This window comes from Flammeovirga aprica JL-4 (assembly GCF_012844305.1).
Taxonomy (GTDB): Bacteria; Bacteroidota; Bacteroidia; order Cytophagales; family Flammeovirgaceae; genus Flammeovirga; species Flammeovirga aprica.
On record NZ_JABANE010000068.1, the window covers coordinates 1 to 17,941 of the forward strand.

The following is a 17,941-nucleotide window of genomic DNA, read 5'->3' on the forward strand; positions in this document are numbered from 1 at the left end:
TAAACCCTCTTACTAAGTAAACCTCCTTCTTGGAATATTACAAGTAATGATTGATATACAAACCTAAGGTTCAGTTGTGGGTCTGATCAAAACGTCAAATGCGGAGATTAACTCCTTTATTCTCCGCAAAATCTGCGGAGAATATTCATTTTGCGGAGAATAAACCGTATATTCACCGCATAATTTGCGGAGAATAGCCTATGTACATACACGAAAGATATAATTGGACTGATTTCTTTTGGGACAGTAAAAAAGTAGTATTAAAACTAGGAGAGACTAGAAACTTGCAAGGAAAGTTGCTTGGTAGGATGGAGACACTTGGTTTTGATTTACAAAATGAAGCAATGCTGAGTACGTTGACCATGGAGGTAGTAAAGTCGTCAGAAATTGAAGGAGAGATACTACATCAACAACAGGTTCGATCTTCATTTGCGAGAAGATTGGGGATAGATATTGCAGGTGCAATTGATTCTGAAAGACACATTGATGGTATCGTAGAAATGATGCTTGATGCTACTCAAAAATACGATCAACCTCTCACTAAAGAGCGTCTATTTGGTTGGCATTCTGCACTTTTTCCTACAGGGTGGAGTAATATGTTCAAAATTACGGTAGCTGACTGGAGGAAAGATATGAAAGGTCCTATGCAAGTAGTATCTGGGCGAATTGGAGAAGAAGAAGTACATTATCAAGCACCTCATGCTGATAGAATAGAAGGTGAAATGAAAAAGTTGTTGGATTGGATTGAGAATGAAGTTGAAATAGATCCAGTTTTAAAGGCTTCTATTGTGCATTTATGGTTTGTAACTATTCATCCTTTCGAAGATGGAAATGGTAGAATAACACGTGCAATCACAGATATGGTATTAGCACGTTCTGATAAAAGTGTGAGACGTTTTTATAGTATGTCCGCTCAAATTAGAAAAGAAAGAGATCAGTATTATGCCATTCTTGAACGTACACAAAAAGGCAATTCTGACATCACAGAGTGGGTATTATGGTTTTTGGAGTGTTTACAAAACTCTTTTATTTCTACTTATGAAGTATTGAATAAAGTAATCCAAAAATCAGAATTTTGGCAACAGCATTCCACTACAATTTTAAACGCTCGACAGCAAAAAATGATTACAAAGTTGTTGGATGGTTTTACAGGAAAACTGACTACTTCAAAATGGGCTAAAATCTGTAAATGCTCTCAAGATACCGCACTTCGTGATATTCAAGATTTGATTAAAAAAGATATTCTGAGAAAAGAAGCTGGTGGTGGTAGAAATACGAATTATGAGCTTGTAAATGATCCGTATTAGATAAAATGCGGTGAATAAACACATTATTCACCGCATAATCTGTGGAGATTAATCAATAACAATATCCTTAGGTATCTCCACAGACCTATTTTCCCTACAGTATGCAGGGTCCACTCCATATTGTTTTTTAAACTCTCTTTTAAAGTACCTTAAGTCATTGATCCCCACTTTCTCAGCAATTTCCTTCAATTCTAGATCCGTATCCATTAATAATTGAGCGCCTTTTTTCAATCTTACAGAACGGATAAAACCAACGATAGTGTTATTAGTCACTGCTTTGATTTTTCTGTATAAAGTGGATTGACTCATGCACATGTGATCTGAAAGTTGTTCCACATTCAGCTCATCATTATCAATATTTTCTTCTATGTAGATAACTGCTTTTTGAATGAACTTCTCATCCTCAGAAAGTATTTTTGGTTTCTCCTCGGCCTCTTGCTTTTGTATACTTTGAGGTTGAAGTTGTGAAGTATAAAACTGAAGCAATTGAGCTTTATAAGCCAAAAGGTTATTGACTTTTTCCTTGATGACTTTACTGTTGAACGGTTTTCTCAAGTAATCATTAGCACCAATTTTCAAACTGTTCAACTCATTTTCAGTAGTTGCATTTGCAGTCAACAGTATGATAGGAATGTTCTGATAATCAGGGTGATTTTTGACCGTTTGACAGAATTCCATACCATCCATCACGGGCATCATCACATCAGAAATAATCAAATCTACAGACTGTTTTTCTAAAAGTTGAAGTGCCTCTTTACCATTTTCAGCTTTAGTAATATGATAGTCTTTCTCGAAGATAGACTCAAGGTACAGCAAGATATCTTTATTATCATCCACAAGAAGAAGACTGTTTTGCTTCTCAGAAGTTGACGTAGTGCTGTCTACTTGTTTTTGATCTTCCACTTTTTCATCAAGTATTGGAAGTTCTACCGTAAATGCAGTGCCCTTTCCATAATCGCTTTTCACCAGAATATCACCGCCGTGGAGGTTCACAATACTTTTAGAAAGTGCCAGACCAATACCCGTTCCTGTTTTAGAAGGTTGCTCGGAGCCTTGATAATAACGGTTGAATATGTTTTTCAAATCTTCCTCCTTAATCCCCACACCCTGATCAATCACTTTAATCTCAATCTGATCTTTGACCGTCAATTCTAGCGTGATTTCCTTTCCTTTTGGTGTGAATTTTATAGCATTAGATAGGAGATTATTCAATACAATTTCAATTTTCTCCTGATCTAATTTATACAGTTGATTTTCTTTTACCTTTGATTTAAAATCAAGACGTAAACCAGATAATTGTAACAACGACTGGAATTCCCAGCATTTACTTTCTACCACTTTTCTGATGGAAACATAATCATAAGAAAGCTCCAATTTATTGTTTTCCATTTTTCTGAAATCCAACAACTGATTGACTAAAACTAATAAGTTATCTGCATTTTTATTGATGATCTGCAGTTTGCTTCTGTATTTTGAAGGTAAATCTTCTTCCTCTAAAAGGTCTTCCAAAGGAGAGTGAATCAATGTTAGAGGCGTTCTTATTTCATGTGATATATTAGTGAAAAAACGAACCTTAGCTTCTGTAATTTCATGCTCTTTTTCTTTCTCTAGATGAATCAAACGTACTTGGTTCTCCAATTTTTCCTTTCTGATAAAGAATTGGAAAACACCGTAAATGATCAGTAATGCAATTAGAATATAAATGATAAAAGCACTAGTAGAAAACCAAGGAGCCGGTTTTACATCGATCAGAAGTTGATTGGTTTCACCGCAGTTGCCATACAAACATGCTTTAATTTCTAACACGTTTTTACCTACCGGCAATTGAGTGAAATTGATACTTGAAGAATGTTGGTTGTCAATCCACTGATCCGATACCGTTTTTATTCTGTAGAAATAATCTACATTTTTCTGATCCACGTAATTGGTGGTATTCACGCTCAAGCGGATCACTTTATCTTGGTAACCTAGTTCTATTTCTTTTGTGAAAGGAAGTGCTTCTTTTAGTACCACTCTGTTGTTCAATGTGTCGTCTACTTGTATGTATTGATTATTGATATACAACTGAGAAAAATAAACATCTGGCAGAGTATTATGATTGGAAATAAAAGAGGGAGAAAATAAAATCATTCCTTTTTGACCACCAAAGTAAATTAGGTCTTTTTTGTTGAATACCGCTCCCAAATTAATGGAAGAGATATTGACACCATCTTCCTTAGTATAATTCTGAATAGTATGATTGTTGAGATTGATACAGCTGATACCTTTAGAAAGACCAAGCCACAACCTGTTTTCCTGATCCAATGTGATGGCATTGATACAATCGTTTTCCAATCCGCTATTGTGATTATAAAACTTTATCGCTTTTAGTTCCTCTTTTGATGTGTCTAGGGCGAGTAAGCCGTTGGCACTTCCTACATAAAGCACAGGAAGGCTAGGGTGTTTGAACAGAGAAAGAATGATATTGGAAGGGAAATTAAATTTACCCTTAAGGTCAATAAATGTGGAAGTACGCGTTATTTTATTGAATTTATAAAGACCATTGAAAGTACCTAGCCAGAAATTTTCTTGATCTGCTTCCACTATGTGTTCCACTCGGTCTGCTTCAAAATAATGACCTCCTTTGCTCATAGGATTGTAGTACTTTGCTTTTTTAGGATCAAAATTTCCATCTGAAATATCCACGCAGGCAATACCGCTTTGCTGTAGACCAAACCATATTTTCTGGTTAGACTGATCGTGAAAAATAGATTTTATCTTTCTGAATTTTGAAGAGCCATAAAATGAACTTTTTCCAAATGGATCATGAAGCGATAAAACCAAAAGACCATCAGATGTCCCCACAAACATTTGGTCCTTGATGGGGGCAAAATCAGAAATGAGCAGATTTTTTGAAGCAGGAATTTTGTTGTATTGCTGTTCAGAAGAACGTTTATAAGCAAGTCCACCGTTTTTAGTACCTATCCATTGATTATCTAGTCGGTCTACAAAAATGCTGTTGATATTATTATCAGGTAAACCGATACTTTCTTTTACAGTATTGGCAATTTTATAGATGCCTTTATTTTCGGTCAGCTTCACTACGCCACCATGTGTTGTGGTAATGTATATAATATCGTTATTATCAATAAAGATATCCGTAACTCCCTGATAGTTTTTGTTGAATTCGTGAGGAGGGCGTAAATCGATATTATGAAACATGGATTTTTCAGGATTACTTCTGAACAAACCATTTTTCCATGTTCCCACCCAAAGTCTGCCTTGCTGATCAATACTTAAGGAGTTGATCAATTTTAAGTTTTCATCATTTTTACCGATAAATTTCTTGGCAGTATGTGTTTGGAAAGAATATTCATAAACGCCTTTAGAGCTTCCAAAATAAAGAACATCCCTTTTATGGTCATAAATCATTTTAGTGACCCATTGTTCCGACTTGATCGAGTGTCTTTTTACTTTATTGAAATGAAAATCATATTCAAATAGATTTCCTCCAGAACCAAACCATACATTGCCATCATTCACTTCTTGTATGGATTGAATCACTCGATTGTTGGGTTGATGAAAAATAATTTTTTGAGCAGCAATATCCATTACAAAAAAACCGCTCATCCAAGTCCCCACACAGAGATGGCCGTTGCTTGTTTCTTTTAAAGATGTAATTCTTAAGAAGGAATTATTTCTGCTGTAGTCTTTAAAGAGATGATTATAACTAACAAACTGATCTTTAGCAATATCATAACTCGAAAGCCCGCCACTCTTTGTACCTACCCAAAGCGTATTGTTCTCACCCAATTCCAGTGTTTCCACATCTTCACTGTAAAATTGATCATAACGGGCCGAAGGCTTTAAATATTCAAAACCTTGTGCATCTAATTTCACAATCCCCTCACTGCTCGCAAACCAGAATTGCCCTAGTTCACCCTTCACTACTCTTGTGATAGAATTACTAGAAAGTCCATTGGAAACATTGAGGTATTCATACAAATAACCTTTGCTTGAATCCGAAAATCCAAGAGTAGATGATAGTAAAAATAGTATTAGTGGTAATAAGTAATGGTAGTATTTCATTTCAATGTTCATTAAGTCGTTGCACTGTTAGAATAGTACAATTGCTGATCGCCTCAATTAACTCGATTTCTATGAGAAAAAGCAAGTAAAAAATATTTATTAATGTTAATGAGAGGTTAAGAATTTAGAATGAAGAAGAAAGGAAGTTCGTGCATTGGTGCTATACAAGTATACTTTGTCAATTTGTAATTTACATTAAATGAAAACTACCTCTTAAGAAACGAAATATTTGGCTCTCACGAACCACAACACGAACCACCTTAACTCTTAACTCTTAATTCTTCACTCTTCCCTCAACTAATCTACAATACGTTGAGATCCCCACCAGTCGGCGTTAGGCTGAAATTCATCCCCCAACATCTCCATGCGTTTCTTCTCCAAGGCTTTCATTTTCTTTGTTCTTACATTTTCTAAGTAACGCTCTTCTTTCTCTTCCGACCACGTATCATCTCTTTCAGGGTATTTAGCCCCTAAGTCGTTCAAATAAGTAAACAAGTCGTCACTCAATTTCTTGACGATATTAGGATATTCACCAGCTAAATTATGTTTTTCCTGTACATCTTCATTCAGGTTATATAATTCCTCGCGGTTGTCTTCATAATAGTGAATCAGTTTCCACTTGCCCGAACGGATCACTGAAGAAGGCTCACCACCTTGATTGCCATAATGCGGATAATGCCACACAATGGAGCGGTCTTCGATGTTTTCACCTCTGAAAATTGGAGCCAAACTTACACCGTCCTGATGTTGCTCAGGGTGTAAAGGAAGACCTGAAAGTTCAAGCAAAGTAGGATAGAAGTCAGTGTGTGTTACAGGTACATTAGAATGTTTGTTGGAATGTTTCAGCCAAGGCACTTTAATGATATAAGGCGTTCTCAATCCACCTTCAAACTGATACCCTTTTCCACCTCTCAGCGGGTAGTTGGAAGTAGAGAAAGCATCACCTGCTGCTACACCTCCGTTATCTCCTGTAAATACAACAATGGTGTTTTCACTTAAACCTAACTCTTCTAAACCCTCTAACACTTTGCCTACAGCATCATCCATAGACTCAACAAGACCAGCATAAACGGGGTTGTCCTGATGCTGACGGATCGGTAAGAACTTGCCCATTTCATAGCCAGCATCTTCCACACCTTGAGCTACAGCTTTATTTTTATACTTTCTCCATTTCTCTTCAGTGGTCTGAATAGGACCATGAACGGCATAGAACGACAAGCAGGCAAAAAATGGTTTTCCTTTATGATCTCTCATGAAATCCAAAGTTTCCTGTGCCAGTCTACTACTGAGATTTTCACCTTTAGGACCATCTTCCAATTTAGGGTTTTTGTAAGGTGAGAAATAACCACCTCTAGGACTTCCTGCATGAAAGCCACCTTTATTAATATCAAAACCATGATCTTCAGGAAGAGAACCTTCACCACCAACATGCCATTTTCCTGCAAAGAAAGTAGTATAGCCATTGGCTTTGAAAGCTTCAGGCATTGTGATATAATTGGTGTCCAGCTGATGTTGATAATAGGCAGGGAGAAGCTGATTGAAACGCTTTTCCTTTCTCCATTTCTCACCTTCTTTCGCACCAATCCAATCCGTAATACCATGTCGTGCCGGAGACTTTCCTGTCATAATACTCGCTCTCGAAGGACTGCAGACCTGGCAGGATGCGTATCCTTGGTCAAACTGAATTCCTTTTGAGGCGATCTGATCTATATGAGGTGTTTCGTAATACTTCGAATTCGTAGTGGACAAGTCATGCGCACCCAAATCGTCTGCAATAATCAGAAGAACATTGGGGGCCTTGTCAGTGGACTGATACGTTTTTTTCTGCTCTGTTTTACAGGCAATAAATGACGTTAAAAAAAATATCCCTAGTAGAGATTTTGAAAAATGTATCATTGACAAATATTAAATAATGATTAACAAAATAATCGTTGCAAGGACACTACAAATATAAGGTTTTGATTAATTTCGTAGGGTGATCATTTTCGTCATTTTTTCGCATAAATCATTCATCAAGGAAAGATGAATTTATGATTTTTTAAACTCAATAGTCTGATAATAAATAACATAAGTGTATAAGTGTAAAATAGTCACATATTGACGAATATGGACAGAGAGAAAACGATCTGAACTTCCATATTTACATCAACGTTGCAAGACGTCATTAATGAAATGAATTAATCAGAAGTACAAAAACATCTATTTATCTGAAAGAATACCATTCTATTTTTTTGATATTACTGTACTTCTGATAGAAAACATTAAAGCATTTTTTTTATGAAAAGTTTCTATCACGGAAAGATGAAATTTCCTTTTCAACTATTACTAATGCTCGGCTTTATTTTCATCGGCTTACAAGCTACAGCACAAGAACAAATTGTTTCGGGTGTAGTGAAAGATGAAGCAGGAGAACCTTTGCCAGGGGTGAACATTAAAATAAAAGGAACAAACACTGGTACCATCACTAACTTTAGCGGAGAGTTTAAACTATCTGTAACTTCTCCAGAGACCGCAATTATTTTTAGCTTCATGGGCTTCGAGCAACAAGAAGTTGTTGTGGGAGAGAAAAAAACATTTAACATCACTTTAGTTGAATCAACAGAATTACTTTCAGAGATTGTTGTAGTAGGTTATGGTACTCAAAAGAAAGAAAACCTTACAGGTGCAATTGGTGTGGTAACACCCGATAAAGATATCGGAAACCAAGCTGTCACCAATACCGAGCAAATGTTGCAAGGTAGAATTGCCGGTGTGCAGTTGACACAAGCAGGTGGTAAGCCAGGTGGTGGAGCCACGATCACTATTAGAGGTAACGGTACATTGAATGATTCTAGTCCTCTTGTATTGATTGACGGTGTGCCAGGCAGTATGCAGGATATTCTTCCTTCAGATATTGAGAGTATTTCGGTATTGAAAGATGCAGCATCAGCTTCTATTTATGGTACTAGAGCAGCCAACGGTGTGATCTTGGTAACGACAAAAACGGGTGGAACGACTGATAAAGTGAAGGTGAACTATAATGGTTATGCCGGATTGCAAAAAGCAACAGTTCTTCCTAACTTCTTAGACAGCTGGGATTACATGACGCTTAAAAACGAAGCAAACAGCAATGCCGGCCGTACTCCTATCTACACTGATGAGGAAATTGAAATGGCAAGAAACGGTAGCGATCCTTACAGATATGCAAATACAGACTGGGCAGATGAAACGTTTAAAGATGGCGCTTTCTTCCAAAATCATCAGCTTTCATTGTCTCAGAAAGTTGGCAACACACAGTACTTGGCTTCTGTGGGTTATTTAGACCAAAAAGGTATCATGTACGGTACTTCTGCTGAGCGAATCAATTACAGACTAAACATGAGAAGTAAATTGGGTAAAGGATTTACTTTTGGAGCGAACTTCTTTGGTGCCATGAAAAAGTCAGAAGAATCAGCAGATACGGATGATCAAGGTGTAATGCGTTTGATTGCCAACTCTTCTCCATTGGTTCCTGTTTTTAATCAAGATGGATCATGGGGTTCTGCATCAGGAAATCCATATGAAATCAACACTAAAAACCCAGTATTTTACGCTACTGAAGCCAGTAGAAAATACAACAATAGCAACAAGACAACTTTAAACCCTTACTTGGAATTCCAGCCAGTGAAAGGTTTAACGATAAAGACCAACTTGAGTTATTCATTTACGCAAGGGCTTAACAAATCGCATAAAAATACATTCCAGTTGACAGATCCTGACGGTAATGAGTCAGACATTGGCAGAGTGCAGAACTCATTAAGAGAAGTGAGCAATACGTATGAATCAATGCAGTGGGAAAATACTATCAACTACAGCAAGAAATTTGGAAAGCACAGCATCAACTTGCTTGCGGGTACAACGATGAACTCTTATGCACACAAAACTACAAATGTGAATGTAACGGACCTTCCAAGTAACTCACTGACAGAGATTGGTTCAGGCAGTAACCCTACAGTTGGTGGATCCTTCAACGAGTCAAGATTACTTTCTTTATTCGGTAGATTCCAATACAACTATGATGACCGTTACTTATTCGAAGCCAACCTTCGTCAAGATGGATCTTCAAAATTCCCTCAGAACAACAGGTTCGCACTTTTCCCTGCACTGTCAGTAGGTTGGATTTTCTCAAACGAAGCTTTATTGAAAGATGTTGAAATGATTTCATTTGGTAAAGTAAGAGCCAACTGGGGTCAGTTGGGTAACGATAAAATTGGTTACTATCCTTACTCTCAAACGTATACGCCTACTGATGGCTATCCTTTTGATGGAGCATCAATTGCTTACGGAGGTTTAGCAGTTACTGACTTAGCCAACCCTGATATTATGTGGGAGACTACCACTTCATATGGTGTGGGTGTAGACTTAGGATTCTGGGATGATAAACTGACTGTAACCGCAGATTACTTTGTAAAAGATACGGATGATATCTTATTGAAATTACCGATTCCAGGTGCAACGGGTGTAGCAAACCCAGCATTCCAAAACGCCGGTAGAGTGAAAAACACGGGTTGGGAATTGGCAGTAAATCACTATAATAAATTAGGAAATACAGGTGTGGAATACTCTATTGGTTTCAATGTGACGAACATTAAGAACGAGATCATCAGTATGCAGGGGGAAACACAATATCCTAACAACAGACAAGTGAATATGGAAGGTCATCCAATCGGTTCTTTCTATGGTTACAAAAGCATTGGAATTTACAGAACAGAGGAAGACTTAGAAAAATATCCTTATATCGATGGTCAAACACCACAGTTGGGTGACTTGATTTATGAGAACTTGAACGGTGATGATGTCATCAATGATGAGGACAGAACGATTATCGGTAATCCAAATCCAGAGTACATGTACGGTATCAATATGGGGCTTTCTTACAAAGGATTTGATTTGAAATTATTCTTCCAAGGTGTACAGAATATTGATATTTATTCTTCAGCAACAGGACACCATAGTGGCAGCGGCAACAACCTGATGAACTGGACAGTAGATTGGATGGACCGTTGGACGCCAGATAATCCAGATGCTTCAATGCCTCGCTTGGGTAATGTGAATAACGAGCAACGTTCTTCATTCTGGGTAGAAGATGCGTCTTATTTAAGATTGAAAAACGTGGAAGTGGGGTATAACTTCAACCCAAGTGTTTGTAAAAAACTAAGGTTACAATCTTTAAGAGTGTATGCCAACTCAACGAACCCACTTACTTGGTCTCAATTAGACCACTGGGATCCGGAGCGCTACGCAAATCAATCAAGAAATGAGGCTTATCCTCAAACAACAACTTTAACTTTTGGTACAAACATCATCTTCTAAAAGTAGCATCATGAGAAAAGCAATAATAACACTATTAGGTGCCGCATGTTTTTCATGCAGTAACTTTCTAGACTTACAAGATAACAATACATTAAATCAGGATTCTTTCTGGCAAACAGAAGACCACCTGGCATTGGCAGTGACGGCCGCTTATGAAGGTCTTACTCCTGAAGAATTGTATGGCAGAGGCATCCGCGACCTGGACTGCATCAGTGACAATGGCTACAATGAGTGGACTTGGATGAAATACTGGGACATCAGTGTAGGACAGCATCACCCTGCTACAGATAGAATTGAATGGGTGTGGAATGATAACTATAAAGGTATCCGTAGAGCCAATGAAATTTTGGACAACGCACCGAATATGAGCATCAACAAGGATGTGATTGATACAGCTGTAGGTGAAGCCCTGTTCCTTAGAGCACTATTTTATAACAACTTAACGATGTTGTTCAATAACGTTCCTCTGATTTTAAAAGTAGTTTCTCCTCAAGAAGCACGTATTGAAAAGTCTCCGAAAGAAGAGGTGGTAGCACAGATGATTGAAGACCTTACAACGGCCATTGAGTTGTTGCCTGAGAAATCAGAGCAAGTAGGGAAAATCAATAAATATGCAGCACTGGCATTGAGAGCAAGAGTTTATTTATACAATGAGCAGTTCGAAAATGCAGTAAAAGACTGTGAGGAAGTAATGAGTTCTGGCAAGTTTAGCTTGGTGGATGATTACGGTATGTTATTCTCTGCAGAAGGACAGAACAGTCAAGAATCGATTTTTTCTGTACAGTTTATTTCTAATATGAAATCAGGAGAGAAGTTTAGCGGTACTTACAAGAAGCAGCCTCAGTCGCATTTCGGTGTATTGCCTAACCTAGTATTTGATTATTACACTAAAAAAGGTTTGAAACCTGAAGATGATCCTGATGCAACCCCGTTCTCTGTTTGGTCAGATGAAAAAGGTGTGCCTAAAACAGAAGCTGAATTGGCAGCTGAAGGTTTGAGTATTTTTGATTACTGGGCTGAATTTGCCAATAGAGACCCAAGACTGGACCATACAATTTTAAGAGGTGGTGAGCCATGGTTGGATAAAGATAAATGGGACAATTCGGTAAAGGCTACGAAATATGCAATTCAGAAATATATCCGTACTGAAGTGGGGCTATATGGAGATGGTGATAGAAACTTTATGATTTTGCGTTATGCAGACGTATTGTTGATGTATGCTGAAGCGAAAAATGAATTGAGTGGACCTTCTGGTGATGTATTTAATGCATTGAACCAAATCAGAAGAAGAGTAGATATGGCTGATTTTGATGGAGGGTTGAATCAAGATGAATTAAGAGAAGAAATCAGACACGAAAGAAGAGTAGAGTTGGCAATGGAAGGTTTGAGATATTTTGATGAATTAAGATGGAAAACTGCGAAGAATGACTTCGAAAATAAAGTAATTTTCCATGAAAGAAACTTCAACGAAAGCAAGCATTATTGGTGGCCTATTCCACAAACTGAAATCGACAGAAATCCAAACCTCTCTCAAAATACAGGTTGGTAACATTTTTTGAAAAGAGCTTGCCAGAGGTATAAAAGCCTCTGGCAATGCATCAAGTTTCGACACTCAAAAAGAAATGAAATGAAGAAAATTGCCTATAAAATAGCTGTACTGCTTCCAATCCTTTTCATTATGATGAGCTGTGATTTGGACGATATGATCAATAACAGACCCGTTCCTGGTGAAGAAGAAATAACACCGGAGGTGACGTATAATAAAAAAGGATACGGACAAACTTTAAAAAGCCCTATATGGAGTAATTGTGTGGCCAATGTACTACCGCACTGGCATTACTCATGGGGAAGTGATTACCCTGCAGATCTTCCAGACAATGTAGAATTTGTACCGATGCTTTGGGGTAGAAATGATGTAGCAGGAAAGGTAGAGAAATTAAAAGTATTGGCGGCGGAAGGAAAAATCAAGTATTTATTAGGTTTCAATGAACCTGACAAAGAAGATCAGTCGCATATGTCAGTAGAAGAAGCCATTGAATTATGGCCACTTTTAGAAACTGTAGGTGTGCCACTAGGATCGCCTGCTCCAGCATCAATGAGCAGTGGCTGGCTGGATGATTTTATGAGTCAGGCCAATGCTAAAGGATTAAGAGTAGACTTTATTTGTATGCACCGTTACACGGATTCTATCGACCCTAACAAATGGATGGAAGCGTTCCAGACTGCGCATACAAAATGGGGATTGCCGGTTTGGATTACTGAGATGGGATTGGCTGACTGGACGGCAACTTCTCCAGAAACCAACAGAAGAACAAAAGAACAGGCATTTGATTTAATGGAGGCCTTATTGCCAATGATGGATCAGGCGTCTTACATTGAAAGATATGCATGGTTTGACGGTGGCAGAGCAAAAAATCAAGCGGCTTTACATATCTCAACAATTTATGAGTCGAACACTGATATGCTGACAAACCTTGGTAAATTATACGCAGAGCATGACCCTAACCTTAAAACAGGTTCTGGTAATGGTGAATTGCCTGAAGCAGGCGACTATGGTTTAGTAGTTGACGGTGGTTTTGAATTCAGAAATATTGATGGTGCTTGGTTGGGTTATGACAATGGTTTCACTGATGAGACAACGGCAAGACAAGGATTAATCTCAGGAAAAATCCAAGCGGATAAGAATGGTGATGGCGGTTCAATGCTACAGGCTATTGAAGTAGAGCCTAACACAGTATACGAATTTAAGTATTCGACAAAATGGGCAGAAACTCCTGACGGTACTATCACTGTGCAAGTGCAAGACAGAACGCCAGATAAGAAACCTGAAGCAGGATGGGAGAGACTTTATGCTGAAGAAATTTCAACAGATACAGATTGGGCAGATGTAACCACAAAGTTTACAACTGGACCTAATACGACTTCAGCCTATTTAGTATTCTACAAAGGAGGAACAAATGATAATAACAACGCAGGTTTGACGGTGTTGTATATCGATGAAGTAGCCGTATTCAAAACAGATGAGGAAGTAGAACCGACACCAGACCCTAATCCAGTACCGGACTCAGGCCTAATAACAGATGGAGGTTTCGAATCTGCAACAGCAGGACCATTTCCTTCAGAAGGTGATGCATGGTACGGTTTCGATGGCAATTTTGTAAACAATGTTGCAGATGCACACACAGGTGAAAAGTATGCTGTTTTAGCAACAGATAATAATGCTGATGGTGCTTTCTTAAATCAAAAAGTAACTACTGTACAAGCTTACAAGCAATATACTTTAGACCTCCATTCAAAATGGGGTACAGCACCAACAACAGCAGGTATCGTGAAGGTATTTGATGTGACAGGCGGTGGAAAAGTAGAGTTATTGAACAGTAACTATGCTTCTGATACGGATTGGGCTAACAGTTCATTTACTTTTGAAACAGGAGAAAACGCGGCTGAAATTCAAATCACAATTATCAAACCAGGTGCAGAAGCTGAAAATACAGTAATGATTGATGATGTATTGCTTTTTGAAACAGGCGATGTAACTCCAGATCTTCCAAACCCAAATCCAGTTCCTGACGCAGGATTGATGACAGATGGCGGTTTTGAAGGATTAACAGCAGGCCCACTTCCAGATACTGGTAATTCATGGTACGGCTTTGATGGCAGTTTCGTTCAAGATGTAGTAGAAGCCCATACAGGTGAGTACTACGCATTGCTGTCAACAGACAATAACGCAGACGGAGCATTTTTAAATCAAAAATTAAGCAATGTAAAAGCGTATAGAGAGTACACGCTAGATATTCATTCAAAATGGGGAACAGCACCAACTGCGGCAGGTATCGTAAAAGTATTTGATGTGACAGGCGGTGGAAAAGTAGAGTTATTAAACACTAACTATGCTTCTCAAACAGAATGGACAAATAGCCAATTTACATTTGAGACGGGAGAGAACACAGCTGAAATTCAAATCACGATTATCAAGCCAGGTGCAGAAGCTGAAAATACAGTAATGATCGATGATGTATTATTATTCGAAACAGCAGATTTAACACCTGTACCTCCAGCAAAGGTGAATCTTGTACAGGCTGGTGATTTTGAGAGCCTTACTGCAGGAGCATTAAAAGCAGATTCATCTCCTTGGTCAGGTTATAATTCAGGCACAGCTGATGTTGTAACTTCAGCGTTAGCAACCCCATATGAAGGAGATCAATGTGGACGCTTGAAAAAAGACGAAGCGTCAATTATCCAGACGATTGCGGTAGAAGAAGGCAAGACATATGTTTTCTCTTTATTCACAAAATGGTCAGATGGTCCTGGTAAAGACTTGAAGTTTACCATCAAGGCATCGAATGATAATGGCTTCAAAACACAAGAAACAATCAACGCTTCTACAGACTGGGCAGAAACTACATTTGAATACACTGTACCAGCAGGTCACACTTCTTTGACTTTCAATATCTATAAAGGAAAAGACAACGCGGCAGGGTTCTTCTACCTTGACAATGTTGCAGTGACAGAGAAATAAACAGTAAGGAGAACTGTGTAGAATGAAGAGATAAGAATTAAGAATGAAGAAAAAATGGCTCGTGTTGCGTTCATGCAAAATGTTTATAGAAAAGTTGGATTGCAACATCCTATCGAACTAGACAAGAACCATTTTACGGACCAGAACACGGACCACCTTTTCTTCATTCTTAATTCAAAACTTCCTTTTTAAATAAACAGACTATGAGAACGAACTACTTATTATATCTTCTGACGATCTTTGTGGGGCTAGGAGTGAGTTGCCAGAAAGTTGAAAAGATAAATAAAAATAACAGAGAAGTTATTCGCTTAACGGATCAATGGGAATTTCAATACAATGATACACTCGCCAATCAATGGGAACAAGTAACCGTTCCACATGACTGGGCGATCTCAATGCCTTTCGATCAAGAAATTGACAAGCAGGACGTCATCGTACTGGAAGACGGGGAACGTGTGCCGAAAACGCGAACAGGAAGAACAGGTGCTTTACCACATATCGGGAAAGGATTCTACAAGAAATCGCTTTACTTTTCAAAAGAAGACCAGCAAAAGAAAGTCTTTATTCAGTTTGATGGCGCCATGAGCCATGCAAAAGTTTACCTCAACAAACAGTTTGTAGGAACTTGGCCTTATGGGTATTCTTCATTTGAATTTGACCTGACACCCTTTATCCAATTCAATCAAGACAATTTACTGGAAGTGCATTTAGAAAATAAATCACTTTCATCAAGATGGTATCCTGGAGCAGGAATTTACAGAGAGGTGAGAATTGTGAAAACGAATCCTGTTTATGTAAAAAACTGGGGGACATTCATCACTACGCCTCAAATCACAGCATCAAAAGGAAATGTCAATATCAAAACTAGCGTAGAAAACAAAACCGCTCAAGCTCAAAATATTGAACTCATTCAATCTATCTTTTTCAAAAACCAAAGAGTGAGTACAAGTACAAAATCTTTTAAACTAAACAAAAACAACAATGATATTGAAATAGATTTGGAAGTGGAAAACCCTCAGTGGTGGTCTATTGAAACACCAAATCTATACAAAGTGGTGACGGAAATAGCTGTAGGTAATGAGATAGTGGATATTTACGAAAGTCAGTTTGGCTTTAGAACCATTGAATTTACAAGTGATAAAGGCTTCTTTTTAAATGGAAAACCCTTGAAGTTTAAAGGCGTTTGCTTGCATCATGATTTAGGTCCGTTAGGTGCCGCACATAACCTTTCGGCATGGAAACACCGCCTTTTGAAAATGAAAGAAATGGGAGCGAATGCCATCCGTTCGACACATAATCCTTCAGATCCAAGTTTGGTACAATTAGCAGATGAAATGGGATTCTTATTTGTAGCAGAGGCGTTTGATGAATGGGAAATTGCCAAAACGGAAAATGGTTATAATACTTTATGGCATGATTGGGCTGAAAAAGATTTGGTAGCTTTGATTCATAGAGACAGAAACCACCCTTCGTTGATCATGTGGTCTATCGGTAATGAAATCAGAGAGCAAAATGATCCAAATGGTGCTAAAAATGCTCAGTTCCTGACAGATATAGTCCATAGAGAAGATCCTACAAGACCTTCTACAGCAGGCTTCAATAATTTTAAAGGAGCTATTAAAAATGGTTTGGCTGATGCAGTGGATATTCCGGGTTGGAATTATAAACCACAGAAATATGAAGCGTTCCATAAAGATCATCCAGAATGGAAAATGTATGGCAGTGAAACGGCATCTACTGTAAGTTCGAGAGGTGAATATTTTTTCCCAGCAAAAGAAGGAAAACATAAAATCCGCCCGAACCTGCACTCCAATTCTTTTGATATGGACTTCCCGAACTGGGCTCAAACGCCAGACCGTGAGTTTAGAGCACAAGAGAAAAGTGACTTTATTATGGGTGAGTTTGTGTGGACGGGCTATGATTATTTGGGTGAACCCACACCTTACAATGAACAGTGGCCTACAAAGAGTTCTTATTTCGGTATCATCGATTTAGCAGGCATTCCAAAAGACCGTTTCTATTTGTATAAAAGTCACTGGTCAGAGGAAAAAGTGCTGCATCTATTACCGCACTGGAACTGGGAAGAAGGGCAGACCGTCAGCGTACATTGCTACACGAATTACGACAAAGCAGAGCTTTTCTTGAACGGAAGGAGCTTAGGTATAAAATCGAAAGATGCTTCAACACTTTATGATACGTACCGTTTGAGATGGGATAACATCACATATGAAGCAGGAGAATTGAAAGTAGTGGCATTGAATGAAAAAGGGGAAGTGATTGCGGAAGAAATTAAAAAAACAGCAGGTAAGCCAAATGCGATCAGGGTGGAAGCAGATCGTTATGAAGTCACTGCCAATGGAGAAGAAGTAGTTTATGCTACAGTTTCCGTTGTGGATCAAAATGGTATTATTTGTCCGAAAGCAGACCACCTTATGCAGTTTGAGGTGGAAGGCCAAGGTACAATTAGAGCAGTGGGCAACGGAGACCCGACTTCTTTGGAATCATTTGTAGCACCACAACGAAAAGCTTTTAATGGAAAATGTATGGTCATTCTTCAATCCACAAAAGAAGAAGGGAAAATGACCTTGAAAGTAACATCAAAAGGATTATCGTCAAGTGAATTAACAATCAACACTTCCAATTCAATTTAATTTTAGAATGTGTGACGCCAGCAAGGAGGAATTCTTTTTCTCCTTGTTTTGGTGTTTTTTAATCA

Annotated in this window: 7 protein-coding genes; 5 read left to right on the forward strand and 2 right to left on the reverse strand. The window is 38.2% G+C overall.

Annotation, left to right across the window (positions count from 1 at the left end; genetic code table 11):
- Positions 1-200: 200 nt before the first annotated feature.
- Positions 201-1,307 (forward strand): Fic family protein, encoded by a 1,107-nt coding sequence (locus tag HHU12_RS21575; protein ID WP_169658815.1) that lies wholly within the window; start codon positions 201-203, stop codon positions 1,305-1,307.
- 48 nt (positions 1,308-1,355) lie between these two features.
- On the opposite strand, the gene HHU12_RS21580 is transcribed toward HHU12_RS21575, so the two are convergent.
- Positions 1,356-5,375, reverse strand: coding sequence for a hybrid sensor histidine kinase/response regulator transcription factor (locus HHU12_RS21580; RefSeq protein ID WP_169658816.1), 4,020 nt, complete (start codon positions 5,373-5,375; stop codon positions 1,356-1,358).
- 297 nt (positions 5,376-5,672) lie between these two features.
- On the reverse strand, positions 5,673-7,271 hold the full coding sequence (locus tag HHU12_RS21585; RefSeq protein ID WP_169658817.1) for a sulfatase: 1,599 nt from the start codon (positions 7,269-7,271) through the stop codon (positions 5,673-5,675).
- Between the two features lie 381 nt (positions 7,272-7,652).
- On the opposite strand from HHU12_RS21585, the gene HHU12_RS21590 reads away from it, so the two are divergent.
- The 4 genes from HHU12_RS21590 to HHU12_RS21605 all read left to right on the forward strand — a co-directional run bounded on the left by HHU12_RS21590 (position 7,653) and on the right by HHU12_RS21605 (position 17,876).
- On the forward strand, positions 7,653-10,706 hold the full coding sequence (locus tag HHU12_RS21590) for a SusC/RagA family TonB-linked outer membrane protein (protein ID WP_169658818.1): 3,054 nt from the start codon (positions 7,653-7,655) through the stop codon (positions 10,704-10,706).
- Positions 10,707-10,716: 10 nt separating this feature from the next.
- Positions 10,717-12,255, forward strand: a complete 1,539-nt coding sequence (locus tag HHU12_RS21595) for a RagB/SusD family nutrient uptake outer membrane protein (protein WP_169658819.1) — start codon at positions 10,717-10,719, stop codon at positions 12,253-12,255.
- Between the two features lie 78 nt (positions 12,256-12,333).
- A complete protein-coding gene (locus HHU12_RS21600; RefSeq protein ID WP_169658820.1) occupies positions 12,334-15,225 on the forward strand; it encodes a glycosyl hydrolase in 2,892 nt (963 codons plus the stop codon).
- Positions 15,226-15,428: 203 nt separating this feature from the next.
- Positions 15,429-17,876 (forward strand): glycoside hydrolase family 2 TIM barrel-domain containing protein, encoded by a 2,448-nt coding sequence (locus HHU12_RS21605; RefSeq protein WP_169658821.1) that lies wholly within the window; start codon positions 15,429-15,431, stop codon positions 17,874-17,876.
- Positions 17,877-17,941: the final 65 nt, after the last annotated feature.